General features: G+C 61.6%; 22 protein-coding genes. 8 read left to right on the plus strand and 14 right to left on the minus strand.

Annotated elements, in window-relative coordinates; translation table 11 throughout:
- Positions 1 to 227: 227 nt before the first annotated feature.
- The 4 genes from OIS50_RS02200 to OIS50_RS02215 form a co-directional block, all read right to left on the minus strand.
- On the minus strand, positions 228 to 554 hold the full coding sequence (locus OIS50_RS02200; RefSeq protein ID WP_264692695.1) for a HesB/IscA family protein: 327 nt from the start codon (positions 552 to 554) through the stop codon (positions 228 to 230).
- 91 nt (positions 555 to 645) lie between these two features.
- Positions 646 to 1,053 carry an ATP-grasp domain-containing protein gene (locus OIS50_RS02205; protein WP_264692696.1) on the minus strand — a complete coding sequence of 136 codons (408 nt, stop codon included), beginning with the start codon at positions 1,051 to 1,053 and terminating at the stop codon, positions 646 to 648.
- 92 nt (positions 1,054 to 1,145) lie between these two features.
- On the minus strand, positions 1,146 to 1,562 hold the full coding sequence (gene iscU, locus OIS50_RS02210; RefSeq protein ID WP_119443525.1) for a Fe-S cluster assembly scaffold IscU: 417 nt from the start codon (positions 1,560 to 1,562) through the stop codon (positions 1,146 to 1,148).
- A 113-nt stretch (positions 1,563 to 1,675) separates the two neighbouring features.
- Positions 1,676 to 2,890, minus strand: coding sequence for an IscS subfamily cysteine desulfurase (locus OIS50_RS02215; RefSeq protein ID WP_264692697.1), 1,215 nt, complete (start codon positions 2,888 to 2,890; stop codon positions 1,676 to 1,678).
- Between the two features lie 152 nt (positions 2,891 to 3,042).
- On the opposite strand from OIS50_RS02215, the gene mce reads away from it, so the two are divergent.
- The 3 genes from mce to OIS50_RS02230 all read left to right on the plus strand — a co-directional run bounded on the left by mce (position 3,043) and on the right by OIS50_RS02230 (position 5,667).
- Complete coding sequence (gene mce / locus OIS50_RS02220) at positions 3,043 to 3,468, plus strand: methylmalonyl-CoA epimerase (RefSeq protein ID WP_264692698.1); 426 nt, start codon at positions 3,043 to 3,045, stop codon at positions 3,466 to 3,468.
- A 4-nt stretch (positions 3,469 to 3,472) separates the two neighbouring features.
- On the plus strand, positions 3,473 to 4,051 hold the full coding sequence (locus OIS50_RS02225) for an L-threonylcarbamoyladenylate synthase (protein WP_264692699.1): 579 nt from the start codon (positions 3,473 to 3,475) through the stop codon (positions 4,049 to 4,051).
- 161 nt (positions 4,052 to 4,212) lie between these two features.
- Positions 4,213 to 5,667, plus strand: coding sequence for a CCA tRNA nucleotidyltransferase (locus OIS50_RS02230; RefSeq protein ID WP_264692700.1), 1,455 nt, complete (start codon positions 4,213 to 4,215; stop codon positions 5,665 to 5,667).
- Between the two features lie 310 nt (positions 5,668 to 5,977).
- Here the strand turns inward: OIS50_RS02230 and OIS50_RS02235 are convergent, their stop codons facing one another.
- The gene (locus tag OIS50_RS02235; protein ID WP_264692701.1) at positions 5,978 to 8,572 is read right to left on the minus strand and encodes a PspC domain-containing protein; all 2,595 of its coding nucleotides are present in this window, start codon (positions 8,570 to 8,572) and stop codon (positions 5,978 to 5,980) included.
- Between the two features lie 29 nt (positions 8,573 to 8,601).
- Positions 8,602 to 8,976: a PadR family transcriptional regulator gene (locus OIS50_RS02240; RefSeq protein WP_264692702.1), complete on the minus strand. Its 375-nt coding sequence runs from the start codon at positions 8,974 to 8,976 to the stop codon at positions 8,602 to 8,604.
- 355 nt (positions 8,977 to 9,331) lie between these two features.
- On the opposite strand from OIS50_RS02240, the gene OIS50_RS02245 reads away from it, so the two are divergent.
- Both OIS50_RS02245 and porU2 read left to right on the plus strand, forming a co-directional pair.
- On the plus strand, positions 9,332 to 10,444 hold the full coding sequence (locus tag OIS50_RS02245; protein ID WP_264692703.1) for a putative type IX sorting system protein PorV2: 1,113 nt from the start codon (positions 9,332 to 9,334) through the stop codon (positions 10,442 to 10,444).
- 63 nt (positions 10,445 to 10,507) lie between these two features.
- Positions 10,508 to 15,604 (plus strand): putative type IX secretion system sortase PorU2, encoded by a 5,097-nt coding sequence (gene porU2 / locus OIS50_RS02250; RefSeq protein WP_264692704.1) that lies wholly within the window; start codon positions 10,508 to 10,510, stop codon positions 15,602 to 15,604.
- 164 nt (positions 15,605 to 15,768) lie between these two features.
- Here the strand turns inward: porU2 and OIS50_RS02255 are convergent, their stop codons facing one another.
- The 3 genes from OIS50_RS02255 to OIS50_RS02265 form a co-directional block, all read right to left on the minus strand.
- A complete protein-coding gene (locus tag OIS50_RS02255) occupies positions 15,769 to 16,260 on the minus strand; it encodes a dihydrofolate reductase (protein ID WP_264692705.1) in 492 nt (163 codons plus the stop codon).
- 122 nt (positions 16,261 to 16,382) lie between these two features.
- Positions 16,383 to 17,324, minus strand: a complete 942-nt coding sequence (gene fmt, locus OIS50_RS02260; protein ID WP_264692706.1) for a methionyl-tRNA formyltransferase — start codon at positions 17,322 to 17,324, stop codon at positions 16,383 to 16,385.
- A 117-nt stretch (positions 17,325 to 17,441) separates the two neighbouring features.
- A complete protein-coding gene (locus OIS50_RS02265; RefSeq protein WP_264692707.1) occupies positions 17,442 to 18,620 on the minus strand; it encodes an exo-beta-N-acetylmuramidase NamZ family protein in 1,179 nt (392 codons plus the stop codon).
- 153 nt (positions 18,621 to 18,773) lie between these two features.
- Between OIS50_RS02265 and OIS50_RS02270 the strand changes: the two genes are divergently transcribed.
- The gene (locus OIS50_RS02270; RefSeq protein ID WP_264692708.1) at positions 18,774 to 19,988 is read left to right on the plus strand and encodes an ABC transporter permease; all 1,215 of its coding nucleotides are present in this window, start codon (positions 18,774 to 18,776) and stop codon (positions 19,986 to 19,988) included.
- 84 nt (positions 19,989 to 20,072) lie between these two features.
- On the opposite strand, the gene OIS50_RS02275 is transcribed toward OIS50_RS02270, so the two are convergent.
- Positions 20,073 to 20,768 (minus strand): peptidoglycan DD-metalloendopeptidase family protein, encoded by a 696-nt coding sequence (locus OIS50_RS02275; protein ID WP_264692709.1) that lies wholly within the window; start codon positions 20,766 to 20,768, stop codon positions 20,073 to 20,075.
- Positions 20,769 to 20,995: 227 nt separating this feature from the next.
- Here OIS50_RS02275 and OIS50_RS02280 point away from each other — a divergent pair, with 227 nt between their 5' ends.
- A complete protein-coding gene (locus OIS50_RS02280) occupies positions 20,996 to 22,105 on the plus strand; it encodes a ferredoxin--NADP reductase (protein WP_264692710.1) in 1,110 nt (369 codons plus the stop codon).
- A 126-nt stretch (positions 22,106 to 22,231) separates the two neighbouring features.
- Entirely contained in the window at positions 22,232 to 23,974 is a 1,743-nt protein-coding gene (locus OIS50_RS02285; RefSeq protein WP_264692711.1) for a M3 family oligoendopeptidase, read from the plus strand.
- Between the two features lie 88 nt (positions 23,975 to 24,062).
- On the opposite strand, the gene OIS50_RS02290 is transcribed toward OIS50_RS02285, so the two are convergent.
- The 4 genes from OIS50_RS02290 to paaC form a co-directional block, all read right to left on the minus strand.
- Positions 24,063 to 24,395 (minus strand): hypothetical protein, encoded by a 333-nt coding sequence (locus tag OIS50_RS02290; RefSeq protein ID WP_264692712.1) that lies wholly within the window; start codon positions 24,393 to 24,395, stop codon positions 24,063 to 24,065.
- Positions 24,396 to 24,565: 170 nt separating this feature from the next.
- Positions 24,566 to 25,168, minus strand: coding sequence for a hypothetical protein (locus tag OIS50_RS02295; protein WP_264692713.1), 603 nt, complete (start codon positions 25,166 to 25,168; stop codon positions 24,566 to 24,568).
- A gap of 68 nt (positions 25,169 to 25,236) precedes the next feature.
- Positions 25,237 to 25,728, minus strand: coding sequence for a 1,2-phenylacetyl-CoA epoxidase subunit PaaD (paaD, locus tag OIS50_RS02300; protein WP_264692714.1), 492 nt, complete (start codon positions 25,726 to 25,728; stop codon positions 25,237 to 25,239).
- Positions 25,729 to 25,764: 36 nt separating this feature from the next.
- Positions 25,765 to 26,520, minus strand: coding sequence for a 1,2-phenylacetyl-CoA epoxidase subunit PaaC (paaC, locus tag OIS50_RS02305; protein ID WP_264692715.1), 756 nt, complete (start codon positions 26,518 to 26,520; stop codon positions 25,765 to 25,767).
- Positions 26,521 to 26,560: the final 40 nt, after the last annotated feature.

Consider the following 26,560-nt stretch of genomic DNA (forward strand, 5'->3'; position numbering starts at 1 on the left):
AACACAAACGCCCCGGCCATGGCCGGGGCGTTTGTGTTAAGTAGCAGAAGCAATAGGGGGGCGGTGTTATTGCGTTTAGCATGGGCGCAGGCCCAGCTCGTGCAGGGCTACAACCAAGCACTCAGCCTTTTTGTACTGTAGTCAGCCAGCCGAGAGGCCCTAGGTCATTAACCAAAAAAGGCCTCCCAAAAGTAGGAAGGCCTTTTTTGTTAGCGTCAGCTAGAGAATTACACCGAGAAACTCTCGCCGCAACCGCAGGTGCGCGAAGCGTTGGGGTTGTTGAAGAAGAAGCCTTTGCCGTTGAGCCCGTCGGAAAAATCGAGCTCGGTGCCGGCCAGGTAGAGGAAGCTTTTCATATCGACCACCACGCGCACGCCTTTATCCTCAAACTCCTGGTCCATGGGCTTCACTTCGTCGTCGAAGTCGAGCTTGTACGAAAGGCCCGAGCAGCCTCCGCCCGAAACCGAAGCCCGCAGGCGGAAAGCATCGGTAAGGCCAGCATCGCTGCGCAGGCGCTCAACTTTCTCCTTGGCTTTATCTGATACGGTAATCATGTTTGGCAGTACTTAGTATGGAGTACTCGGTAGTAAGACATAAAGCAGCGAGAGAAGGTGTCTCGATGCCCTATACTAATTACTCACTACGCTAGGAAGAAGGATTCAGGACAACGCTAAAGACCGTGATGGTGTTTAAATCGCGGCCGTAGTAAAGCTTGTCCAGCGCTTCGTACACGTTGTGGGCGCGGAAATAGGAGGTTTGCAATTCCTTTTCGCCGCGGGCCCGCCACTGCAGGGTGTAGGAGCTTTCGTTGTCGCGGAAGTTCTGGACGTAGGCCAGCATCTTGCGCAGCGCATCGAGCTTGTCGTAGCCAACCTCGTAGCGAAACAGAAAGCTTTGGTGGTGGCGCGGATTAACGGTAATCAGGTCGAGGCGCACCTGCCCGTCGAGCTGGCGGTAGTCGAACAGCAGATTACCGGGCTGCATACCCAGCGTGTCCTCAATCAGCCGCTGAATGCGGGCGCTTTCAACGTGAACGTCGTGCGAAACCTCCATGTGGTCAGTTGTCAGATAACAGTTGCGAGCTGCCAGTGCATCAGTTCGGTCTTGCCGCCCTGACAACTAACAACTCGCAACTGACAACCCTATTAATGGTGCGACTTGGCGGCTTCCAGTTCAGGCAGGCCGTTCTTCACGCGGAAGTCGTTGATGGCTGCCTTGATGGCGTCTTCGGCCAGCACCGAGCAGTGGATTTTAACCGGCGGCAGGGCCAGTTCTTCCACAATCTCCATGTTGTCGATGGCCAGGGCCTCATCCACCGATTTGCCCTTCAGCCACTCGGTAGCGAGCGACGACGAGGCAATGGCCGAGCCGCAACCAAAGGTCTTGAACTTGGCATCGGTGATGATGTTGGTGGTTTCGTCAACCTCGATCTGCAGGCGCATTACGTCGCCGCACTCGGGAGCACCCACAAGGCCGGTGCCTACGTTTTTCTTGCTTTTATCCAGCGTACCCACGTTGCGCGGGTTGCTGTAGTGGTCGATTACTTTATCGGAGTAAGCCATGACGGACTTAAAGTTTGAGAGTTATGGAGTTTAGGAGTTTAAGAGTTTGAGAGCGGAGCAGGTGAGTTGAGGACAACTCATTAACTCTCAAACTCAAAACTCGCCAACTGATCTTAGTGTTCTGCCCACTCGATCGAGTTCAGGTCGATGCCTTCCTTGAACATCTCCCACAGCGGCGACATTTCGCGGAGCTTGGTTACGGCTTCTTTTACGTGGCCGATGGCGTAGTCGATCTGCTCGTCGGTGGTGAAGCGCGACAGGCCGAAGCGCAGCGAGGAGTGCGCCAGGTCGTCGCTCAGGCCCAGGGCCTTGAGCACGTACGAAGGCTCCAGCGAAGCCGAAGTACAAGCCGAGCCCGACGAAACGGCGAGGTCTTTCACGCCCATCATCAAGCCTTCGCCTTCCACGTACTTAAACGAGATGTTGGCCGTGTGCGGGAGGCGGTGTTCGCGCGAACCGTTCACGTAGCTTTCTTCCAGCGTCAGCAGCTCGCGCTCCAAACGGTCGCGCATGGCCGAAATGCGCTGGGTGTCGGCGTCCATTTCCAGGCGAGCTACCTCGCAGGCCTTGCCCAGGCCCACAATGCCGGGCACGTTGAGCGTGCCCGAACGCATGCCGCGCTCGTGGCCACCGCCGTCCATCTGGGCGGTTACTTTCACGCGCGGGTTCTTACGACGCACGTACAGCGCACCGATGCCCTTGGGGCCGTACATCTTGTGGCCCGAGAACGACATCAGGTCGATGCCGTCGGCAATTACGTCGACCGGGATTTTGCCCACCGCCTGGGTGCCGTCGGTGAAGAACAGCGCGCCGTACTTTTTGGCAATGGCCGAGATTTCGCGGATGGGCTGAATTACCCCGATTTCGTTGTTGGCGTACATGATGCTCACCAGAATGGTCTGGGGCGTCATGGCGGCTTCCAGCTCGCCTAGGTCGATGAGGCCTTCGGCGTTTACGGGCAGGTAGGTAACGCGGGCACCTAGCTTTTCGAGGTGCTTGCAGGTATCGAGCACGGCTTTGTGCTCGGTGGTGGCGGTGATGATGTGGTTGCCCTTCTGAGCATACATCTCGTACACGCCTTTGATGGCAAGGTTATCCGACTCGGTTGCGCCCGAGGTGAAGATGATTTCCTTGGGGTCGCAGTTGATCAGCTGCGCAATTTGCTCGCGGGCATAATCCACGGCTTCTTCGGCTTGCCAGCCAAAGGCGTGGTTGCGCGAGGCGGCGTTGCCGAAATGCTCGGTGAAATAAGGCAACATGGCCTCCAGCACGCGCGGATCGAGCGGGGTGGTGGCGTTGTTGTCGAGGTAAATGGGCAGCTTAAGCATGGTGCTTACTATTGTCGGCGTAAAGGTAGCTAGCGGAGAATGATTCGCCACTAGAACAGCAAAGTTGACGCGTAGGTTTACTTTTACGCCACAAAAGTAGACACAATCCAAATAAGCTCGGCATACCGGCCGTAGCCTTTATCTGAACCCCCATGTTTACCAATCTGGAACACCTAGGCCTGGCCGTTAACGACCTGGAAGCGGCCACCGCGCTCTACACCACTTTGCTCGGAATGGAGCCTTACAAGCGCGAAACCGTGGCGAGCGAGGGCGTGGATACGGTGTTCTTTCGGGTGGGTGGCTCCAAAATTGAGCTGCTGGGCGGTACCACGCCCGAAAGCGCCATCAGCAAGTTTGTGGCGAAGAAAGGGGAGGGGATTCATCACGTGGCGTTTGAGGTGAGCGACATCCGGGCCGAGATGCAGCGCCTGCGCGAAGCGGGCTTCCAACTGCTCAACGAGCAACCCAAGCGCGGGGCCGACAACAAGCTTGTGTGCTTTGTGCACCCCAAAAGCGCGCACGGCGTATTGGTAGAGCTGTGCCAAGAAATCACCTCGGCCGACATCGAAGTCGACTAGTGCCATGAGTACAAAACAGATGCTGAACGAGGTCGACGCCGCCGTGGATGCGCTGATCATGCAGCTCGTTATTTTGCACCCCACCGATACGGTGTGGGGCCTGGGCTGCGACGCCGAGGTGCCGCGGGCCGTCGAGAAGCTTTACAAGCTGAAGCAGCGGCCCGAAGGCAAGGGCTGCATTGTGCTGGTAGCCGACGAAACCATGTTTGGCCGCTACGCCGAGCAGGTGCCCGCCAACCTAGGCGAGCTGCTGGCCCGGCAGGAGCGCCCCACCACCTACGTAGTAAAGGGCAGCCGCCACCTGGCACCCAACCTGCTGGCCCCCGATGGCACCGTGGGCCTGCGCGTGGTGCGCCACGACGAGTTTACCCACAAGCTGGTGCGCCGCCTGGGTCACGGGGTGGTATCTACCTCGGCCAACCGCAGCGGAGAGCCGGCGCCGGCTTCCTATAAGGACATCGACCCGGCCATTGTACGCGCCGCCGACCACGTGGTAAGCTGGCGCCAGGACGAAACCTGCACCGTGCCCTCGCGGGTGGTGCGCGTGCTGCCCGACGGCTCGCTGGAGGTTTTGCGCGACTAACCTGCCGTTGTCGGGGTGTGGTACGAAGCAGCAACTGGCATTGGTGGCGCTGGCTGTGCTCGGACTGCGCTACACCCGCATTTGGCCCTAGGTAGCCGACGTCAAAACCGAAGGCCTGGGCTATCTGCCGTACCTTTGTGGCTTCACCTACTTACCCGCGCATGAATCTGCCGCCCCAGCTGCCCGACCTGCCCTTGTTCCGAACCATTGCCGATGCGGCCCAGGAGCTGGGCTACCCGGCGTATGTAATTGGCGGGTACGTGCGCGACTTGGCCCTGCAGCGCCCCAGCAAGGACGTGGACGTGGTGTGCGTGGGCGACGGCATCGGGCTGGCGCAGGCCGTAGGCAAAAAGCTGCCCAACCGGCCCCGCGTAACCGTGTTCAAGAACTTTGGTACGGCCATGCTGCCTACGCCCGAGATTGAGCTGGAGTTTGTGGGCGCCCGCAAGGAGAGCTACCGCGCCGAGAGCCGCAAGCCGGAGGTAGAGGCTGGAACGCTTGAGGAAGACCTAGCCCGCCGCGACTTCACCATCAACGCCCTAGGTCTGAGCCTGAACGCTGAGGACTTCGGAACCCTGATCGACCGGTACAACGGCGTGCAGGACCTGAAGGACAAGATCATCCGCACGCCGCTCGACCCCGACATTACGTTTTCCGACGACCCGCTGCGCATGATGCGCGCCATCCGGTTTGCCACGCAGCTGAATTTCGACATCGACCCCGACACCTTCGACGCCATCGTCCGCAACAAGGAGCGTATCAAGATTGTGTCGCAGGAGCGCATTACCGTCGAGCTGAACAAGATTATCATGGCGCCCACGCCCAGCTACGGCTTTAAGCTGCTGTTTGCCAGCGGGCTGCTGCAGCTCATTTTCCCGAAGATGGCTGCCTTGCAAGGGGTGGAGCGCCGCGGACAGCACGCCCACAAAGACAACTTTTACCACACCCTGCAGGTGCTCGACAACGTGGTGCAGGCCGGAGCCGACTTGTGGCTGCGCTGGGCCGCCATTCTGCACGACATTGCCAAGCCGCCCACCAAGCGTTTCGACCCGAAAGTAGGCTGGACGTTTCATGGCCACGAAGACAAAGGGGCCCGCTGGGTGCCCGGCATCTTCGCCGATCTGAAGCTGCCCCTAGGTGAGGAAATGCGCATGGTGCAAAAGCTCGTGAAGCTGCACCTGCGGCCCATTGCGCTGGTAAAAGAAACCGTTACCGACTCGGCCGTGCGCCGCCTGCTCTTCGAGGCCGGCGACGACATCGACCGCCTGATGACCCTCTGCCGCGCCGACATTACCAGCAAGGACCACCAGCGCGTGGCGCGCTACCTGCGCAACTTCGAGCGGGTAGAGGAGAAGCTGAAAGAAGTAGAGGAGAAAGACCACCTGCGCAACTTTAAGCCGGTGATTACCGGCGAGGTAATTATGCAAACCTTCGGCTTGTCGCCCTCCAAAACCGTGGGCGAGCTGAAGGACGCTTTGCTGGAGGCCATTCTGGAAGGGCAGGTGCGCAACGAGTTCGACGAAGCCTACGCCTTTTTGCTGGCGCTGGGCCGCCGCAAAGGGCTCGAGCCCAAGCCCGCCGGTGCGGCGGGCGCTGCCGCGCAGCCCCAACCCTAAAGCCGCGCCTAACTACCTAGGAAAAACAAAACGACGTGCCAGCACTGGCACGTCGTTTTGTTTTTCTGTCAGACAGAGCACCCGCTGCGAGTTCGAGGAAACCGTCACCTTCCAGTTGCAGCGCGAAAGGTTAAAGGTCTCCTCGGGGGCAACCATTCACTCACCAAGGAGCCCCTAAACTCGTCGAGTTGTAGCGGTAGGTGTTCAGTCTCATGCCCCTGCTTACGCAGTTGGCCGACGAAGGATACACCTGTAAGTTAAGGAGTAGCGTAGTAATTGAATACCTGGCGCGGGGCTTTGTTTTTGGAGGCTACTCCTCCACGCGCGTGATTTTGGAAGCCCCCGACTTGTTGTTGCGCACGTTGGTGGGGTTGCCGCTGTAAGCCACCTGGCTGGCGCCCGATACATCGGCGCGCAGCTGGCGCACTACCTGCAAACGGGCTTTGCTCACGCCCGTCAGCTCCACCTCGGCGTTGTTCACCGGAAACTCGCTGGCCTGCACCTGGCAGGCGCCGCTGCCTTCGATGCGCAGCTGCTCGGCGCGGCCGCTCAGCGACGATTTGCAGGCACCGGCCAAATCGAGCGACAGCAGGTTGCAGTTGCCGTTGAAGCGCAGGTGGCTGGCACCGGCCTGCTCCACCTCCAGGCTGCCCAGGTCGTCGAAGCCCGAGGCTTCGGCTTTCACGGCCCCGGCCAGCTCTAGGTTGCGCAGCGTGGGCAGCGTTACCTCCACCAGTACTTCGTCGCCATCGGTGCGGCGCCAGTTGCCGAAGAGGTTGTTGCGGCGGGGGCGCACCACCAGCTCGTCGCCGTTGCGGTGCACGTCCAGCTGGTTCAGCTCGCGGTCGGTGCCGTAGGCGTGCACTTTGTACTCGCTGCCCTGGCGCAGCACCACGTGGTAGGCGCCGTTGACTTCTACTTTGCTGAAGTCGCGTTCGGTGTAGTTGCGGCGGGCGTCGCCGTAATCGGCCGGGTCGGTCGAGAACTCGTCGATGTCGCCCAGGTCCACGTCGATATCCACCTCGTCGTTGTCCGTGTCCACGTCAATGCGCACGCCGTTGCTGTCGAACTCGCCCTCGTAGCTTTCCTCGCCGTCTTCGTCGGGTTGCGGAAAATCGGTGGGGGTGCAGTCGATGCATTCGAGCTGGTTGCCGCGCAGGCGGTACAGGTGCTTTGATGCATCGTCGGGGCGCTGGTCGTTCAGGAAGTTGTAATCGTCGAGCAAATGCGCGAAAGCAGGCGTAATCCGGAACTGCTTGTTGCGCGGCAGACGCAGCGTTACATCAAGCTCCTGGGCCCGGAAAATAGCGCCCGGCCGGAACGAGAAGCGGTTATCGAGTACCACGCTCGAATCGCGCAGCACGGCGCGGTAGGCAATGGAGTTGCGGGCGGTGTTGGTGGCATCCTCGAAGGTGCGGCCGTGGGCCCGCACTTCCTGCGTAAAGGCAATCACGTTGCCGCTATCGGCCGCCGCAAACATGATTTCGGGCTGCATATCCCAATCGTAGTCAAGTCGGCGGGCATCCAGCGTAACGGTATTGCCCGGCAGCGCACCCAGGGTGCGGTTTACGGTGTAGCTGCCTTCTTCCTGAAACTCCTGCGAGGTACGAACCCCGCCGGCAATCGAGCCCACGATGCCCAGCATCCAGAGGCCCAGCAAAATCAGGGTAGGCGTGCGGCCCAGCAACCAGCGGCGCATCAGCAGGCCAATGCCCGACGAGAGCAGCAGCAGCACCGGAATACCAGCCGCCAGAAAACCGCTTACCACAAACCACCACGGCACGCCGGCCAGCACGGCATAGGCAGGGCCGTTGCCCAACTGTATGTTTTGCGACTCGGGCAGCAGGCCTACGGCCACGCCGGCCACAATCAACAGGCCCATGAGCAGGGCAAAGCCCGTCAGGATAAACATCAGGCCCACGAACACGCGCACTACGGTGCCCAGCACCCGGGCTACCGGCCGAATGGCGCGGCCCAGCTCTTCAATAAAAGCACCTACCGGGCGATTACTGACGGGCGTAGTGCCCTGGTTGCGCAGGCTTTGCTCGAGGCCCGACAGGGTTACGGCTTCGCCGCGCATCTGCGCCTTCTGGGACAGGGTGCGCGCAGGCGGCACCACCATCCACAGAATCAGGTACAGCAGCAGGCCCGTGCCACCCAGGAAGATGCTGAGCACAAACACGATGCGCAGAATGGCTACCTCGATGCCCATGTAGGCTGCCAGGCCGGCGGCCACGCCGCCAATCGAGCCGCTGTCGGTGTCGCGGAAGAGCTTGCGCGTCACGTCATCGTCGGGCATGGGGCGGTCGTCGTAGCGCTTGGGCAGCGCAATCCAGAGCACCGCGTAGGTGAGCAGGCTGATGGCCGGCAAGGCACCCACAAAGTCGCCGATGATGGGCGAAAACAGCGAGCCAACGAAGATGAGGCGTACCCACAGCGGGTTGATGTTGAAATAGCGCGCCAACCCGGCGGCCACGCCCGCCACGCGGCGGTTGCTCATGTCGCGGTACAGGCGGCGGGGTTCCTCCACCACCGTAGGCGCGGGGGCCGTGGCGGTGCTGGTGCCGGCGTAGGCGCCGCCACCTAGGGGCTGGCCGTAGCTGGCGGTGTCGGCGGCATCGTCGTCATCGTCGAGCTGGCCATCCTGCTGAAAATCCTGCACGCGGCCCATTTTGGCGACCATGGCCTCCACGTCGTCAAACGTGATAACCTGTTTGGTGCTGGAAAGGCGGGCGGCAAAGATTTCGGCGATGCGTCCTTCGATGTCGGCCACGATTTCCTCGTGTCCGCGGTAAGTGCTGAAGTACGCCTTCACGTCCTGCAGGTAGCGCTGGAGTACTTCGTAGCCATCTTCCTCAATGTGGAAGATCAGGCCCTGCAGATTGATGCTGATATTTTTTTTCATCGCAGTGCTGCAACTGTAGGGGTGGTGAGTCAGATGGAGGCGCCGGCCGGCGCGACGCTGGGGGAGGAACTGCCGTTGGGCTTGGAGCGGATGATCTGGATCGAGTCCTCAATCTCCTCCCACGTCAGGCGCAGCTCGTGCAAGAACTGCTGCCCCACCTCGGTGAGGGTGTAGTACTTGCGGGGCGGTCCGCTGCTCGATTCCTTCCAGGTATAATCGAGCAGGCCGGCATTCTTCAGGCGGGTGAGCAGAGGGTACAGCGTCCCCTCCACCACAATCATGCGGGCTTGGGTTAGCTCCTCCAGCATGTCGGAGGCATACACCTCGCCCCGCGCAATGATTTCCAGGATGCAGAATTCCAGAATGCCCTTCCGCATCTGCACTTGGGTGTTTTCGACTTTCATAGGCTTTGCGGGCAGTAGTCGGTGAAGTATGGTACAAATATAAAAGCAGGTACTTTGTAAAGCAAGGTACTTGGTTAAAATAATTTTTGTTTCACGATGTTCCGATTAAAAAGGCCGTTGACAATCAGCTGCTTGTTTGCGGCGCGCCTGCCCTAGGTGCCGGGTAGCCTTGCAGCTCAGGGGGGCCGCGGCAGCAAAATGCACCTAGGCCTGAAACTTCTGCAGCCCAAATCGGCTTTGGCTTGCAGCTGACCTGCCATGGTGGGAAAGGAGGAGGCCCGGGCCCAGCGCTGCACTAGAAATAAGTAACTTGCGTTGTGAAAGCCCGTTGGTAAGCAGGCTTTTTCGTTATTCTATGACACACTTCTTCCGTCGTTCTATCACCGCGCTGCTGGTTACCCCGCTGTTGGGGGTAGCGGCGGCGCAGGCACAATCCTCCCAGCCTCCCCGCGACAATACCCCCAAGTACAGCAACGACTTTCTGTCGATAGGAGTGGGCGGCCGCGCCCTGGCCATGGGCAGCACCCAGGTAAGCCTGGCCGACGACGCCACGGCCGGCTACTGGAACCCGGCCGGCCTGCTGCGCCAAAAAACCAAGTACGACGCCGTGCTGATGCACTCGGAGTTGTTTTCGGGCATCGTAAAGAACGACTACGCCGCTTTCTCGATGCCGCTCGACGCGCGCAGCGCCATCGGGGCCAGCATCATTCGGGTAGGGGTTGATGATATTCCGGATACCCGGGCGCTGGTGAACGAGTACAACCAGGTTTCCTACGACCGCATTACGTACTTCTCGGTGGCCGATTACGGCTTGCTGCTGTCCTACGCCCGCAAGCTGGAGGCCGTGGAGGGGTTACAGGTGGGCGCCAACGCCAAAATCATTTACCGCAACGTGGGCGACTACGCCAACGCCTGGGGCTTTGGCATTGATGCCGGCGCGCAGTACGAGCGCAACAACTGGCGCTTCGGCCTGATGGCCCGCGACATCACCACCACCTACAACACTTGGCAGATCAACGCCGATAAGTTTCAGCCCACCATCGATACGCTTGACTTCGTGCCTAGCAACAGCACCGAGATAACGCTGCCGCGGTTTGTGCTGGGCGTAAGCCGCTCGTTTAAGCTGCCCGGCGAGCTAACTGCCGTGGTGGCTACCGATCTGGAAATTACCACCGACGGCAAGCGCAACACGCCTATTTCCAGCAGCTTCGTGAGCATTGCGCCGCACGTGGGAGCCGAAATCGGCTACCGCAACCTGCTGTTTTTGCGCGGCGGGGCCACCAATGTGCAAAAGATTCAGGCCTTTAGCGGTAAGGAAGAATGGAAGGTGCAGCCAACCCTGGGTGTGGGCGTGGCCCTGAGCGGCCTGCGCCTCGATCTGGCGTTGTCGCGGCTGGCCATCGAACGGCTGGGCCAAAGCTCGCAGGCCAACTCCATTATGGTGTCGTTGGGCTACGCATTTAAGTAAAACAGGATTTGCAGGAAGCGGTGGCGCCTAGGTGCCGCCGCTGGCTTTATGAATAGCAAGGCTATGAACAACCTATACGCACCCCGCTTGTGGCGGTGGAGCATGTTGCTGGTGATGTTGGTGCTGGGGGCAGCCCAGTCGACGCTGGCCCAATCGCGGCAATACGGCAACGAGTGGATCGACCACAACAAGACGTATTACAAGATCAAGATTATCAAGGACGGCCTCTACCGCCTCGATCAGGCCTACCTCTCGCGGCTGGGCCTGAGCGGCGTGGAGCCCCGGCGCCTGCAGCTGTGGCGCCGCGGGCAGGAGGTGGCTATGTACGGCGGGGGCAACCAGACCCAGCTCGACGCCACCACCTACCTCGAGTTTTACGGCCAGCGCAACGACGGCAAGCTCGACCGCGACATGTACAAAACGGCCGCCGAGCAGCCACACCAGCTCTACAGCCTGTTTACCGACACGGCCGCTTACTTCCTGACGTGGTCGGCCAATTCGGCCGGTAAGCGCATGGCCGAGCCCGCTGCCACGGCCAGCGGCAGCCACGGCAACTGGCTGCAGCCGCGCCTGCTGCTCGACAACGGCGACTACCACTACGGCCAAACCGATGCGCAAGTGGCCTTTATGCCCTGGGCTGATAGCGGCGAGGGTTTCTTAAGCGGTGCTATCGGCAGGGATAATTTCACCAGCTTCACGTATCAGCTCGACGGCATTGGCCGCCGTTCGGCCCAGGGCGCTATGCCTTGGGTAGAAGTGTTGCTGGTAGGGGCTTCGCCCTCGATCCACAACACCCTTGTATCGGCCGTGGCCGGTGGCAACGGCGCCGAACGTTTGCTTACGGCTACACCAGTTAATTACGGCCCCTATGCCGTGCGCCGGGTGCGGTACCAGCTGCAGCGCAGCGACATTGGAGCCAACGGCCGGGTAGGCATCAAAGTGGCGGTGAGCAACCCCGCCGCCCCTTTTGCCGACAAGTTTCGGGTAGGCTACATCCGGGTGGTGCACCCCCAAACGGCCACGTGGCAGGCAGGGCAGGCGGCGCTGCAGGTCTTCAACGACTCTACCCTGGCCGGGCCCGCCAGCTACCAGCTTGATAGTATTCCGGCTTCGGTAATCGGGTACGACGTAACCGATCCGGCCAACGTGCAGCGCATCGCTGGCGCAGCCGGAGCCGGTAATGCGCGCGTGTTCACGTTCCCCTCGGCCGTTGGCCGCACGCGCCAGCTGTTGCTGGCCGATGCCGCGCAGCCCGAGGTGCCCATGCCCGCCGTGCGCGTGCGGTTCCGGCCCATTTCGCCGGGTTCGCACAACTTCCTGATTGTAAGCAGCGGTGCCCTGATGCGCTCGGTGGGCAACGTGGCTAACCCCGTGCGCGAATACGCCAACTACCGCGCCTCCAACGCCGGCGGCCGCTACGATACCCTGGTGGTAACCAGCGACCTGCTCTACGACCAGTTTCACTACGGCGAACGGTCGCCGCTGGCGGTGCGGCGCTTTGCGCAGTACATGCTCACGGCGCCGGTGGCCAACCGCTACCTGTTGCTGCTGGGCAAGGGCGTAATGATTACCGAAGGCTGGGGCGGCACCTTCTACCGCAAAGCCTCCACGGCTGCCCGCGCCACGTTCCCCGATCTGGTACCGGCCAGTACCCGCGGCGGTTCCGATATCTTCTTCACGGCCGACTGGCAGAACGACTCCTACTTCCCGAGAATACCTACCGGGCGCCTGGCCGCCCAAACGCCCACCGATGTGCTCAGCTACCTCAACAAGCTGAAGGAGCACGAGGCCCTGGGCGTTGAGCCCTGGCGCAAGAACGTGCTGCACCTAGGGGGCGGCATCCGCCAGAACGAGTTCGATCAGTTTCACGGATACCTGCGCCGCTACCAAAGCCGCGCCGAGGCGCCGCTGTTCGGGGCCAACGTCGAAAACATCTTCCGCAGCAACCTAGGGCCTTACCCGGTTGAAGTGGACTTGTCGCCGCAACTCAACAAAGGCGTGTCGCTGATTACTTATTTCGGCCACGCCTCCAATAGCTACCTCGACCTGAATCCCAAAGACATTACCGTAGCCAGCAACGGCTACGCCAACAAGGGCAAGTACCCCGTGTTTATGGCATTCGGTTGCGCTGTGGGCAACAACTACACGCCCTACGGCTCCATTAGCGAATCGTGGGTGCTGGTGCCCGAAAAAGGTGCTATCGGCTTTCTGGCCGACTCCGACTTTGGTATCGATCAGGAGCTGAACGACTACGCCGACCGCCTGTACCAGCTGATGTTTAACGACCCGCAATGGTACGGCAAGCCGCTAACGGTGATTCAGACCGAGGTGAACAAGCGCCTGATGGCTATTCCGCAGTACACCAACAGCCGCTACGCGGTGAGCATGCTGATGAACACCACGTGGCAGGGCGACCCGGCCGTGTCGTTGTACGCGCCCGAAAAGCCCGACTACGCTGCCAACAGCGCGCAGGTGCTGCCGCTCGACCCCGGCCCGGTGCTGGCCTCGTCGCAGCGCTTTAAGCTGCAGATTGCTGCCAGCAACTTCGGCAAATTCACTTCCGACGAGGTAAAGGTGACGGTGGAGCGCCAGGTAGGCAGCACCATCACGCGCACCTCCAAAACGTTTGCTGGCTGGCGCAACAACCAGGTGCTCGATTTTGAGCTGACCAACACCGGCAACGTGTTTGGCCTGAACACCTTTACGGTGCGCCTCGACGACCCGAACGCTATCGACGAGCTCAACGAAAACAACAATTCCGTTACCACCACCTTCAACTTTTTGCAGGGCGGCGTAACGGCGCTCAACCCCCACAACTTCGCCATTGTGGGCAAGCAAAACGTGCGCCTGGTGGCCCAAAGCAACCTGCCGCAAGCCCAGCCGCGCACCTTCGAGTTTCAGCTCGATACGGTGGCCACGTTCAACTCGCCCTTCGTGCGCAGCACCACGGTGCAGGCCACCGATGTGGTGGAGTGGCGCCCCAACCTGCCGGCGCCCACTGCCCCGCGCGACTCGGTGGTGTACTACTGGCGCGTGCGCTTCGGGGCCAACCAGGGGCTCGATGAAAGCTGGGCCACCAACTCGTTCCGCTACATCGGCAACAGCCCCGGCGGGTGGTCGCAAAGCCACTACGGGCAAATGGCCTCGAACCAGAAAACCGGCCTGACGCAGGACGCGCCCTCGGGCCGCTGGCAGTTTGAGGAGCGTACGCGGCCGGTGCTGCTGAAAACCGCCGGTGGCGGCAGCGGCGGCAACACGTTCCGCCCCGGCTACGGCGTGCTCACCGATAATATCTCGACCCAAACCGACAACTGCGGCTCCATCCGCTCGGGCACGCCCAACATCATTGCCGCCGTGTACGATGGCCGCACGCTGCAGCAGCTCGGCAACCTAGGCTCGGGCTACCTGCTGTGCGGCCAGAATGGGGCTCCGCTGTACCACTTCTACGCCGATGGCAGCAACAACATCAACACCGCCAGCGGGCAGGCCAAGCTGCTGCAGTTTCTGCGCGATGTGCCGGCCGGCCACTATGTGGCGTTGGTGAGCATGAACACCGTGCGCTTCGGCAGCATGGATGCCGCCCTCAAAGACGAGCTGGAGGCCCTAGGTTCGCGCCTCATCAAGCAAGCCCAGGACGGCGACCCGCTGGTGATGATGCTGCGCAAGGGCTTCCCGGCCCAGGCGCAGGAGCGCACCTTCGATGCCGGCAGCACCACGCCGCGCCAAAGCCAGGAAATCAGCCTGGGCGCTACCGTGAGTGCCCGCACAGGCACCGGCACGGTGGTGAGCACGCGCATTGGCCCGGCCCAGCAATGGCAAACGCTTCACCACACCATCAAGAAGCAGGAAGCTACCGACGCCTACACGCTGCGCCTGGTGGGCTACGATGCCCAGAACAACCGCACGGTACTGGTGCCAAGCGTTACCAACCTGGCATATTCGCTGGCGGGCGTAAGCGCCCAGCAGTACCCGTATCTGCAGCTCGAAGCCGTGCTGACCGATAGCGTAAACCGCACGGCCCCGCAGCTCAAGCAATGGCTGGTAACCTACACGCCGCTGCCCGAAGGCGTGGTGCGCCGCGACCACCCCACGCTGCCCGCCAACGTGTACGCCCCGGCCAAGCTGAGTGCCGACGCCGCCAGCTCGGGCTTCCTCGATATTCCGGTGAAGTTTGAGAACGTATCGGCCGTGGATTTTCCGGAGCGCCTGTGGGCCAAAGCCACCGTGCGCGAAACGGCCGCCAACGGCCAGAGCAAAGAGGTGGAGCTGCAATCGGCGCGCGTGCTGAAAGCCGACTCGGTGGCTACTTACGTGTTCCGCCTCGATGTGCGCACGTTTAAAGGCGAAGGCGCCGTGCGCATTCAGGTGAACTCGCGCCAGGTGCCCGAGCAGTACTACTTCAACAACGAGCTGAACCTGAGCTTCCAGTCGCCCAACACGTCGGTGCCGCCGGTGGTAGATGTGGCTTTCGATGGCGTGCACATCCTCAACGGCGACATCGTATCGGCGCGGCCCGAAATCCTGGTTGACGTGAAGTACGAGGACAAGCGCCGCCCCATCGACGACCCAAGCAAGGTGCAGGTATTCCTGACGCGCCCCAACCAGGCCCCGCAGCAGGTGTCGATGACGGATGCTTCGCTGATTCGCTTTGTGCCCGATGCCGCTTCGGGCCGCACGCGCGTGTACTACACTCCCGGCCTGCTGGCCGATGGCGTGTACAAGCTGGAGGTGCAGGCCCGCGACATGGCCGATAACCAGGCCGGGGCGCAGCGCTACGCGGTGAATTTCGAGGTAATCAATACGTCGAGCATCACCAACATCTTCCCGTACCCGAACCCGGTTACCAGCCGGGCGCGCTTTGTGTTCACGCTCACGGGCAGCGAGCTGCCGCGCAACATGAAGATTCAGATCCTGACCATTTCGGGTAAGGTAGTGCGCGAAATCATGCAGGCCGAGCTGGGCCCGCTGCACATCGGCAACAACATCACGGAGTACGCCTGGGACGGCACCGACCAGTACGGCGACAAGCTGGCCAATGGCACCTACCTCTACCGCGTGGTGATGGACGACCCCCAGAACAAATTTGAGCACCGCACTACCAACTCCAAGGCCGAGCAAGCCTTCAAGAAGGGGTGGGGCAAGCTGGTGCTGTTGCGCTAAACGCTTCGGTAATCGGCCTAAAACGGAAACGGGGCCGCGACTTGTTAGTCGCGGCCCCGTTTCCGTTTGCGGGATAGTGCCAGCAGTGTTACGTACTGCCGCCTAGGTATTTGGCGGGTGGCGGCACCTAGGGCGTTGGCCCTACTGCCCTAGGTGCCCGGGGCCTAGCGCCGCCGCTGCAGCGTTACAAAGCTGAACGCGTGGGCGTGTTTTTCGTCGGGCCCGTGCCGTTCGCGGCTGGTTTCGCGCCAGCTGGTATCGGCCGTGAAGTCGGGCAGCACGGTGTCGCCCTCGGCGGCGTAGTGCACCTCGGTGAGGTAAACAGTATCGGCCGCGGGCAGGGCCTGGCGGTAAATTTCGGCCCCGCCGATTACGTACACGTCTTCGTCGGTTTGGCGGGCCAGCTCCAGCGCGCCCAGCACGGAGTGGGCCACCTCGGCGCCTTCGGCCTGCCAATCGGCCTGGCGCGTTACCACAATGTTGCGGCGGTTGGGCAAGGGCTTGCCGATGCTTTCGTACGTGCGCCGCCCCATCACGATGGGGTGGCCCGAGGTGAGCTGCTTAAAGTGCTTGAGGTCGGCGGGCAGGTGCCAGGGCAGTTGGTTGTCGCGGCCGATTACGCCGTTGTCGGCCCGGGCTACTACAAGTGCAATCATGGGGGAAGGATGAAGGAGGAATGAGGAAGAAAGGGAAAGCAGTAACCTCGTCTGGCGTTGTTGGCATCAGTTACGCACTGACGCACAACAACGACGTCAAGAAGCAGTAACCTCGTCCTGCCTCATTCCTCCTTCCTCATTTCCAGCTTAAAGCCGCGCAGGAAGTCGCCCACGGGCATGCGCTTTTTGCCTTCGAGCTGCACGTCGAGCAGGTCGAGTTGGCCGTCGGCGGTTTGTACGCGCAGGTGGCTGCGGCCGTCGGTAAGCCAAGCACCTAGGGGCGTTTCGGCGGTGGGGGCGCCCGGCAGGGCCTGCGCCCGAAACACCTTCAGGCCGCGGCCATCGGGCAGGTTGGTAAACGCCGTTGGAATGGGCGAGAGGCCCCGCACCAGGTTCACCAGTGCTTCGGCCGGTTGGTTGAAATCGAGGCGGCCGGTTTCCTTTTGCAGCTTGGGCGCCGGGCGCAGGTCGCCGCGGTCGGGTTGGGGCGTGCTGGGGGCCGTGCCGGCGGCAATGGCCTGTACGGTGCGCAGCGCCAGGGCGGCACCGGCTTGCTTCAGCTTGCCGTACAGCGTGCCGAAATCGTCGTCGGGCGCAATGGCCACTTCGTCCTGGTAAATCAGGTCGCCGGTGTCGATTTCGTGCCGCAGGAAAAACGACGTTACGCCCGTAACCTGCTCGCCCTGAATGAGGGCCCAGTTGATGGGCGCCGCGCCGCGGTATTGCGGCAACAACGAGGCGTGGATGTTGATAGACCCCAGCCGCGGCATGTTCCAAACCGCTTCGGGCAGCATCCGGAAGGCCACAATCACCTGCAAATCGGCTGCGTAGCTGCGCAGCTCTTCCTGAAACTCCGGCGACTTGAGGTTGGTAGGCTGCAGCACGGGCAAACCCAGCTGCACGGCCACCTGCTTCACGGCCGATTCGTTGAGCTTCTGGCCGCGGCCGGCGGGCTTATCGGGCGCCGTAATCACGGCCACCACCTGGCAGCCCGGCCAGCCGTGCAGGGCTTCGAGCGTAGGCACCGCAAAATCGGGCGTGCCCATGAAAACTATTCGGAGCATGTTGGTTCGGATGGGGTTTAGCCCGCAGAGGGCGCGGAGGTTTGCGCAGAGGGCGCTGAGTTGTTCTGCGTCTTCTGCGCCCAACTGCTGCGCCTGCTGCGGGCTCAATAAAAAAGCCTACTTAAAATCCGGGTACAGCAGGTACTTTTTGCGCAGCTGCTTGTACTGACCTAGGGCCGGCTCCCAGGCCTGCCGGATTTCCTTTTCCGACTTACCCGCCACAATCATGTCGCGCACCGAGCGGGTGCCGGTCAGCTGCTCAAAGTACTTGCCGAAGAACTTGTCCTTGGCCGAGCTCTTCTGGTAGTAGTCGATGAGGTAGCGCAGCGTAAAGCCCAGGTCGTTGCCGGTGTTGCGCAAATCCTCGCCGTAGCAGAGCTTGCCGTTTTGGGGCGGCGTGGGCGAGCCGGTGTTGGGCCTGGGCGTGAAGCTGAACGGCCGGGTGCTCGGCTGCGTGGGCGCGCCAATCACCTCGAAGGGAAAATCGGTGCCGCGGCCCACGCTCACATCGGTGCCCTCGAACAAGCACAGCGTGGCGTACATGGCCACTGCGTGCGGGTTGGGCAGGTTGGGAGAGGGGCGCACCGGCAGCGCGTAGCGCGTGGCGTGGGTGTAGCCATGCACGGGCACCACCGTAAGCTGGCACTGCTTGCCGCCGGCCAGCCACTTTTCGCCGTTTATCATTTGGGCCAGCTCGCCCACGGTAAGGCCGTGCACCACCGGAATGGGGTGCATGCCCACAAACGATTTGTGCTGCGGCTCCAAAACGGGCCCATCCACGTACCAGCCGTTCGGGTTGGGGCGGTCGAGCACAATCACGGGCTTGCCCTGCTCGGCGGCGGCCTCCATTACGTAGTGCATCGTGCTGATGTAGGTGTAGAAGCGCGTGCCCACGTCCTGAATGTCGAACACGAGCACGTCCACGTCCTGCAGCATTTCGGCGGTGGGCTTTTTGGTGGCGCCGTAGAGGCTGCGCACCGGTTTGCCGGTGCGCTCGTCTTTGCCGTCCTTAATGGTGGCGCCGTCGGCCGCTTCGCCCCGGAAACCGTGCTCCGGCCCGAAAATGGCCGTGATGTTTACGCCCTTGGCCAGCAGCGTATCGGGCAGCAGCGCCCGGCCTACCCGCGAGGTTTGGTTTACCACTACGCCCACGCGCTTGCCTTGCAGCAGGGGCAGGTACTCGCCGAAGCGCGCAGCGCCCACTTGCAGCCCGGCCGGGGCCGGGGGCGTAGCGGCCGCCGGGCGGGTGGCCGGGGCATCGGCACCTAGGGCGGCCTCGGTAGCCTTATTTGCCAAGGCCGGCAACGTTGTGGGCCGAGCCGGCGTACAGGCCGGACCTTGCAGCAGGAAAAGCGCACACAGCGCCGAAAGGCTGTTGGGTATCATCGTTGGCACTCTAGCGGTGAAAAGCGTCACAAACTTAGCCGGCTTCGCGTAGCTTTACGCCCAGTGAACGTTTCGCGGTACATATCCCAGAAGATTGAAGGCTCCGACTCGGGGTCTTTCACCTCGTCGGTGACCAAGATAGCCATCATCAGCATTGCCCTCGGTTTGGCGGTGATGCTGGTGTCGTTTGCTATTCTGGAAGGCTTCCGCAACGAAATTCAGGCCAAGATATTTTCGTTCGGCGCCCACCTTACCGTCAGCAAGTACGACAACAATAACTCCCTGGAGGTGGAGCCCATCAACGGGGCCGAGCTGACGCGCGACTTGCGGCGGTACCCACAGATTAAATCGTCGCAGCCGTTTGCGCGCAAAACCGCCATCATCAAAACCCGCGACGAGGTGCTGGGCGTGGTGCTGAAGGGCATCGACGAGCAAAACGGCCCCTCGCCCATGCGGCAAAACATGCTGGCGGGCAAGTTCCTGAGCTTCCCCGATTCGGCCGCGTCCGAGCAGATTCTGCTCTCGCGCAAAATGGCCGACAAGCTGCGCCTGAAGGTGGGCGACGATGCCCTGTTTTACTTTATCCAGAATCCACCTAGGGTACGCAAGTTCGTGGTGTCGGGCATCTACCAAACCGGCCTCGACGAGTTCGACGAGGTGTACGTAATCGGCGACATCCGGCAGGTGCGCGAGCTGAATGCCTGGGCCGACTCGCTGGTGGGCGGCTACGAGGTGGTGCTACGCGACTTCCGCCAGCTCGACCCCGTATCGGACAACCTCTACAACTCGCTGCGCTACGACCTCAAGCTCGATAAGATTACCGATCAGTACGCCCAGCTCTTCGACTGGCTGCAGCTGCTCAACCGCAACGTTATCATCTTCCTGGTGCTGATCATCTTCGTGGCGACCTTTAACATGGTGGCTACGATATTCATCATGATTCTGGAGCGCACCAACATGATCGGTATCCTGAAAGCCATCGGCGCTACCGACAATCAGATTCGGCGGATGTTCTTCTTCCGCGGCCTCAACCTTACCGTGAAGGGTATGCTATGGGGCAACGTGGTGGGCCTGGGCTTTTGCGCGGTGCAGTACTTTTTCCACCCCATCCCGCTCGACCCCGAGAACTACTACATGGACCGCGTGCCCATCTTCTGGGACCCGCGCATCATTCTGCTGCTCAACGCGGCCGTGTTCATCACCTCGCAGCTGGCCGTGCTCATCCCCACGTACCTCATTGCCCGCATCAAGCCGGTAGTGGCTATCAAGTTCGATTAAGTGGTGTTTCGGTTTTAGCCCGCAGAGGACGCAGAACAGCTCAGCGCCCTCTGCGTTAACCTTCTGCGTCCTCTGCGGGAAACCTTACAGCCACCGGCTTTGCAGCACCAGGTTGGGGTTGGGGCAGAGCGCGGCCCAGTATTCCTGCTCCTCGGGCAAAGCCACGCCGGGGAAGTCGCCGCGGCGGCCTTGCATATCGGCCATCAGCTGAAAGTGCAGGTGCGGGGGCCAGTCGCCGTTTTCGGGCCAGGGGCCCACGGTGGCAAAGGCCTCGCCCTTGGCAATACGCTGGCCCTCCTGCAAATACACCAGCTCGGCGCGCCCTAGGTGGCCGTAGAGCGAGTAGAACGTGGTGCCCGCCAATTCGTGCTGCAATATCACGGTGGGGCCGTAGTCGCCGAAGTTGTCGTTGTCGGCGAGGCTGTGCACGGTGGCGGCCAGCGGCGCCAGCACGGGCGTGCCGGCGGGCAGCCACACATCCACCCCTAGGTGCAGGGAGCGGGCGGGCAAGGCAACATCGCCAAAAAGGGTAGGGCTGCGCCGGTAAATCACGCGGTTTTCCAAGTAGCCACCTACGCCGATGCGGGCATTTTCAGCGGCCAGCAACTGGTTCACGAGCTCGTCGAACGACTCGGTATTGCGCAAATCGGCGCCGTGCAGCCGTGGGTTGCCGGCCGTAAAATCGAGGCGGGTTACGTCGGCGCCGTTCAGGTCGACGGGCAGTACGGGGCCGAATTCGGCGGCGTGGCGCTGCAGCAGCTCGGTTAGGGAAGTAGCCAAAGAGGGCAGGGAATTAGCGGGTGGAAGTTGCTGAAAGACGGGCGAGCCTTGCTCTTTCGGCTGCAACTAACAACATGCGCCGCACAACTAACAAGTGTTAGCTTCTAACTATAAACTAACATCGGCTTTTACCGTACCTTGCACGCCCGTTGCCGCAACCTGTGGCAGCGCTGCTTGTTGTTCCACCGAACCCTGTTTTCGAACGCCTTCCACTGGCCGAGAACCGCATGAGTACAAGTCCGTATCTGACCCTGAACGTTGTCGAGCTCACCCGTGAAACCGACGACGCCATCACCATCCACCTCGAGCGTGCCGACCGCCAGGCCGTGGCTTGCCAGCCCGGGCAGTTCCTAACGCTCATTGTGCCCTGTGGCTCGGGCAGCCGCCCCGAGCGTCGCTCGTACTCGCTCAGCAGCACGCCGGGCGAGGCACCGCGCCTCTCCGTAACCGTTAAGCGCGTAGCCGGTGGCCTCGTGAGCAACTACCTGCTTGATAACGTGCAGGTAGGGCAAACCATGGAGGCCATGGTGCCCATGGGCAACTTCACGGTGCAATGCAACCCCGCCGCGGCCCGCTCGCTGGTGCTCATTGGGGCGGGCTCGGGCATCACGCCGCTTATGTCCATCCTCAAAGCCGTGCTGCAGCAGGAGCCGCAAAGCCAGGTGCTGCTCGTGTACGGCAACCGCAACGAGGAGTCGGTGATTTTCAAGCAGCAGCTGGCCGAGCTGGAACAGCAGTACGCCGGCCGCCTGCAGGTAGAGCACGTGTTCAGCCAGCCCACCAAGCCCGTGGCGCCGCACCAGCACTCGGGCCGCCTCAACCGCACCATGCTGCTGCGCATTCTGGAGAAGCGCCAGCAGCAGCCTGCGGCCCAGGCCGAGTACTACATGTGCGGCCCCGAGGGCATGATGTCGGAAGCCAAAGCAGCGCTGGAGCTGCTGGGCGTACCGGGCAGCCAAATCTTCCGCGAGAGTTTCGTGGCTTCGGCCGATTCGGCCGAAACCGCTGCCGCCCAGCCCGGCGGCCACGGCACCGTTTCGGCCGACGATTCGGATGAAATCGTGGCCCGCAAAGTAACCGTGCAGTACGAGGGTACCGATTACGTGCTGGAAGTGCCGCCCGGCAAAACCATCCTCGAAACCGCCCTCGATCAGGACATCGACCTGCCATACAGCTGCCAGGCCGGCCTGTGCACGGCCTGCCGCGGCAAGTGCCTGTCGGGCAAGGTGCACCTCGACGAGCGCGAGGGCCTGTCCGACTCCGAGCTCAAGCAAGGCTACGTGCTGGTGTGCGTAGGGCACCCGCTCACCAACGACGTGGTTATCGAAATCGGGTAATTACCTGCGCTTATTAGGCGGCCGGGCGTATACTGAAAATTGCGCCCGGCCGCTTTAGCCTTAGAGGCCCGATCTGCGTAGGTACATAATTTGTTGCTGCGAACGTTTGCTGCTGCTTTTTCGCCCATGATTCACTCCCTTCCGGAAATATCCGCCGACGTTACGGCGCCCACCCGGCCGCCCCGCCGGTACTTGCCCGAGGCATTTACCGTAACCGATTGGGCCGCGCTCGAACCGTATTTTGTTGAGCTACGCGACCGGCCGGTGAACAGCGCCGAAGAGCTGGAGGCGTGGCTGCTCGACCGCTCAGAGCTGGAATCGGTGCTGAGCGAGGATTTGGCGTGGCGCTATATCCGCATGACCTGCGACACGCAGGACCAGAACCGCTCCGAGGCTTTTCAGTACTTCGTGAGCCAGATTGAGCCGAACGCCGCGCCCTACGACCACGCCCTCAACGAAAAGCTGGTTGCCTCGCCCTACATCGACGAGCTGAACCAGGACCGCTACCGCATTTTCTTGCGTTCGGTACGCCGCGCGCTGGAAATTTACCGGGCCGAAAACATTCCGCTCAAAACGGAAATCAGCACCAAGCAGCAGGAATACGCCGCCACCGTGGGCGCCATGACGGTAACCCTCGACGGCGAGGAAATGACGCTGCAACGGGCCGCCGACCGCCTCAAAGACCCAAACCGCGCTAAGCGCGAGGAGGCGTGGCGCGCCGTGCAAGACCGCCGCGTGCAGGACGCCCAGAAGCTCGACGGGCTGTTTACGCAGCTGATTGGCCTGCGCCATCAGATGGCCCTGAACGCCGACTTTTCGAACTTCCGCGACTATATGTTTGCGGCCCTGGGTCGTTTCGACTACACCCCGCAGGACTGCTTCGATTTTCATGCGGCCATTCGGGAAACAGTGGTGCCCCTGATCGACGAAATCGACCAGCACCGCCGCCACGACCTAGGGCTGGCCGAGCTGCGCCCCTGGGACCTCGACGTGGACACCTCGGGCAAGGCGCCGCTGCGGCCTTTTGAAACCGGGCAGGAGCTGCTGGGCAAAACCATTACCGTATTCCAGCGCCTCGACCCCTTTCTGGGCGACTGCCTTACCACTATGCGCGAAATGGGCCACCTCGACCTGGAGTCGCGCAAGGGCAAGGCACCCGGTGGCTACAACTACCCGCTCGACGAAACCGGCGTGCCGTTCATTTTCATGAACGCCACCTCGTCGTTGCGCGACGTGATTACCATGCTGCACGAAGGCGGCCACGCGGTGCACTCCTTCCTGACGCGCCGCCTGCCCATGGGCGCCGATAAGCACCCGCCGAGCGAGGTAGCCGAGCTGGCGTCGATGTCGATGGAGCTGATTTCGATGGACCACTGGGACGTGTTCTTCGGCAACGACGACGAGCTGCGGCGGGCCAAGAAAACCCACCTCGAGAGCGTGCTCGAAACCTTCCCGTGGGTGGCCACCATCGATAAGTTTCAGCACTGGATTTACGAAAACCCGCAGCACAGCCCGGCCGAGCGGCAGGCCAAGTGGGTGGAGATTTTCGACACGTTCAACCAGCGCACCGTGAGCTGGGAGGGCATTGAGGCCTACAAGCCGTGGTTGTGGCAAAAGCAGCTGCACCTCTACGAAGTGCCATTTTACTACGTGGAGTACGCTATGGCGCAGCTGGGAGCCATTGCGGTATGGCGCAACTTCCGCCACGATCCGCAAGCCGGCCTCGAAGCCTACAAGCGCGCCCTGGCCCTAGGGTATACGGCTACCATCGGCGAGATTTACGAGGCGGCCGGCATCCGGTTCGATTTCAGCACCGAGTACCTGCGCAGCCTCGCCGACTTTGTGCGGCAGGAAATGGCGCAGCTCTAGTGCAAGCAAGCTAAAAAGTCGGGGCCCGAATCAAGCTTGATTCGGGCCCCGGCTTTTTAGTGCCTAGGGCTTTGTAAGCGTCAAGTGCCTAATTGCCAGCCGACTGCATGGTGCGGAGGCACGTTATCCTGACGGACTCGCCCACCATGCAAATGCTCCCGCGCGATTCCGGCTCGTAGCTAACCATAACTTTGGCGCCGTCTTGCTTCACAAGATCTTGCCACAATTGGCCCGCCGGCTCCAACCGTTTGCCGTCGGGTAGCTCGAGCACGTAGCCGCAACCGTCGAGCCCGGTCAGGTTGCGTACGGTGGCAATGGTGGCGCAATCCTCGCAGCTGGTTGGCTCCGGATTGTTCTTGTCGCAGGTAAAAGCCGCTTGCGTCAGCAGCAAAGCAAACAGCCAAAGAGCAGGTCGGGGCATAGGTAGGGTAGGTTAGGATGGCATAAGTGTATACCTAAGAGTAGCCAGCCAGCCAATTGGTTGCAGGGTTGTTTGCCACCACGGCGTTGCGGTGGGCACTAACCCGACGCAGCCGCTCAAGCACCTGGGCTCGAGCGGCTGCGTCGGTTCTTCCGGAAAGTGGCCCTAGGTCAATACTTCAGCTCGAACAAGGGCAGGGGCTGCAGCTTGGCATACTTGCGGCCCGCTTTTTTGAGCGACTGTCCGTGCATCTGAATGTAGTTGTTGTAGAGCTTCACGGCCTGATCGTAGCGCACGCGGTAGCCGGCCACTTCGCTGTCGGATACCTTAATGGTTTCCGTCAGGGCCTGCACATCTTGGTTCTTGTCGTAATGCGGCTGCGCCAGGTTGTACACGGCCTGCAGCACCGAGTCCTGGGCCATGTCGTAAGCATCTATGCGCTCCGAAACCGACATGGTTTGCTGGTCGTAGCGCAAGCCGAGGAGCCGTTCGTTGGCTTTGGTAAGTTGCTTGGCCTGATCGGCGTTGGCGCCCGGCAGGCGTTGCAGCTCGGCCAGCACAGCGGTAGTGGCTACCAACTTCTGGTTGTCGCTGTTCATCATCTGCTTCCAGCGCGAGTCCACGGAGTCGCGCAGCACCTGGAGCTGGGCACGGGCAGCCGCGGGCGAGGTCGGGTCGACAACCGCAGCGGTAGTAGGAGTATCGCCAGTTTTGCGGCACGAGGCCGCCGCCAGTAGCATTACCAGCGGAATAAAAGTCAGCAGTTTACGCATAGCAGCTAGAACGCAAGAATTGGCCTGAATATTCCCTGAATCTACCTGCTAACAGCTAAAATCCGGCCTTATACCGGCTTAAATTGCTCGAAGCCCTGGCGGCAATCGTTGCAGTAGTGCAAGGCGCGGCAAAGCGTAGGGCCGAAGGGGCTGCGCAGGGTGGTGTTGTGGCTGCCGCAGTTGGGGCACTCGGCGTACTCCAGAATGTCCAAATCGACGATGCCCTGGTGCATGGGCGGCGGCGACAACCGGTGCGCTTTGAGCGCGGCGCGCCCGCGTTCGGTTACCCAGTTGCTGCTCCAGGCTTCTTCCAGCGACATTTCCACGGCAAACCGCGCCACGCCGTGCTCGCGCAATACGCGCTCCACGTCGCGCCGCATGTAGTCCATGGCCGGGCAGCCCGAGAAGGTAGGCGTCATGCGCACGGTTACGTAGCCATCGTCGGCCACGCGCACGTCGCGAATCACCCCCAGGTCGACCAGCGACACCGTGGGAATCTCGGGGTCGGTAACCACCTCCAGCCACGTCAGAATGGTAGCCTTGTCCACGACTGCGTTCAATTAATAATTATTAATTACTAATTAATAATTAAGCCCTTACCAGTCGGCGGTAGGGTCGAGGCGGAATACCTCGGCCATTTCGTCGAGCAGGGGCTGCAGGTGCTCGGTATGCTCGCCGTGGCGGCCGCCGTACACCGGCGCAACGGTGGCGAGGTCGGGCAGCTCGAGGTTGGTTTGCGCCAATACTTTGCTGATGCTCTCCAGCCACTGCGCCTTCAGCGCGTCTTCGCCCGCGAAAACGCCATCGGCAATAATGGCCTCCTCGTGCTCGGTTTTCTCGAACAGACCTAGGGCGTAGGGGAGGGTTTCGTTCAGTGCCGTCTGCAGCTTCTCGATGGCCTCCTCGGTGCTGGTGCCCAGCTGCTTTACCCAGGTGTTGGCGTGCAGCACGTGGTACTTCAGCTCGCCCTTCAGCTTGCGCGCTACCTGCGCCAGGGGCTCGTACGAGCTGGTAGCCAGCAGCTGAAAGCGCAGCAGCTCGGCGTGATCGTAGAGGAAATGGCGGATGAGGCTGAAAGCGTAGTCGCCGATGGGCAGCTCCACCAGCTGCGAGCAGTGAAACTGCGGCGCGTTGCGCGTAAACGCCACCGTGTCGGGCTCGGCCTCGCCCAGGTTGTGCAGCAAGGTGTAGAGCTGCAGCGAGTGGCCCAGCTTGTCCTGCGCCATCGACGAGAAGGCAATGTCCTCTTCCAGAATCGGACCCAGGCCGTTCCACTCGGAGTTGCGGTGACCTAGGATCAACTGGTCGTCGGCGAGGCGGTAGAGCAGGTCTTTGAGCGCGGTGGTGTTCATGGGGTGGGTTACAAGTGACATGTAACAGGTGACAAGCGGG

The sequence above is a fragment of the Hymenobacter sp. YIM 151858-1 genome, assembly GCF_025979705.1.
Taxonomy (GTDB): Bacteria; Bacteroidota; Bacteroidia; order Cytophagales; family Hymenobacteraceae; genus Solirubrum.

Coding starts and splice junctions, on each gene's coding strand:
- OIS50_RS02200 (WP_264692695.1), bottom strand. CDS start 554: ATGATTACCGTATCAGATAAAGCCAAGGAGAAAGTTGAGCGCCTGCGC.
- OIS50_RS02205 (WP_264692696.1), bottom strand. CDS start 1,053: ATGGAGGTTTCGCACGACGTTCACGTTGAAAGCGCCCGCATTCAGCGG.
- iscU (WP_119443525.1), bottom strand. CDS start 1,562: ATGGCTTACTCCGATAAAGTAATCGACCACTACAGCAACCCGCGCAAC.
- OIS50_RS02215 (WP_264692697.1), bottom strand. CDS start 2,890: ATGCTTAAGCTGCCCATTTACCTCGACAACAACGCCACCACCCCGCTC.
- mce (WP_264692698.1), top strand. CDS start 3,043: ATGTTTACCAATCTGGAACACCTAGGCCTGGCCGTTAACGACCTGGAA.
- OIS50_RS02225 (WP_264692699.1), top strand. CDS start 3,473: ATGAGTACAAAACAGATGCTGAACGAGGTCGACGCCGCCGTGGATGCG.
- OIS50_RS02230 (WP_264692700.1), top strand. CDS start 4,213: ATGAATCTGCCGCCCCAGCTGCCCGACCTGCCCTTGTTCCGAACCATT.
- OIS50_RS02235 (WP_264692701.1), bottom strand. CDS start 8,572: ATGAAAAAAAATATCAGCATCAATCTGCAGGGCCTGATCTTCCACATT.
- OIS50_RS02240 (WP_264692702.1), bottom strand. CDS start 8,976: ATGAAAGTCGAAAACACCCAAGTGCAGATGCGGAAGGGCATTCTGGAA.
- OIS50_RS02245 (WP_264692703.1), top strand. CDS start 9,332: ATGACACACTTCTTCCGTCGTTCTATCACCGCGCTGCTGGTTACCCCG.
- porU2 (WP_264692704.1), top strand. CDS start 10,508: ATGAACAACCTATACGCACCCCGCTTGTGGCGGTGGAGCATGTTGCTG.
- OIS50_RS02255 (WP_264692705.1), bottom strand. CDS start 16,260: ATGATTGCACTTGTAGTAGCCCGGGCCGACAACGGCGTAATCGGCCGC.
- fmt (WP_264692706.1), bottom strand. CDS start 17,324: ATGCTCCGAATAGTTTTCATGGGCACGCCCGATTTTGCGGTGCCTACG.
- OIS50_RS02280 (WP_264692710.1), top strand. CDS start 20,996: ATGAGTACAAGTCCGTATCTGACCCTGAACGTTGTCGAGCTCACCCGT.
- OIS50_RS02285 (WP_264692711.1), top strand. CDS start 22,232: ATGATTCACTCCCTTCCGGAAATATCCGCCGACGTTACGGCGCCCACC.
- OIS50_RS02290 (WP_264692712.1), bottom strand. CDS start 24,395: ATGCCCCGACCTGCTCTTTGGCTGTTTGCTTTGCTGCTGACGCAAGCG.
- OIS50_RS02295 (WP_264692713.1), bottom strand. CDS start 25,168: ATGCGTAAACTGCTGACTTTTATTCCGCTGGTAATGCTACTGGCGGCG.
- paaC (WP_264692715.1), bottom strand. CDS start 26,520: ATGAACACCACCGCGCTCAAAGACCTGCTCTACCGCCTCGCCGACGAC.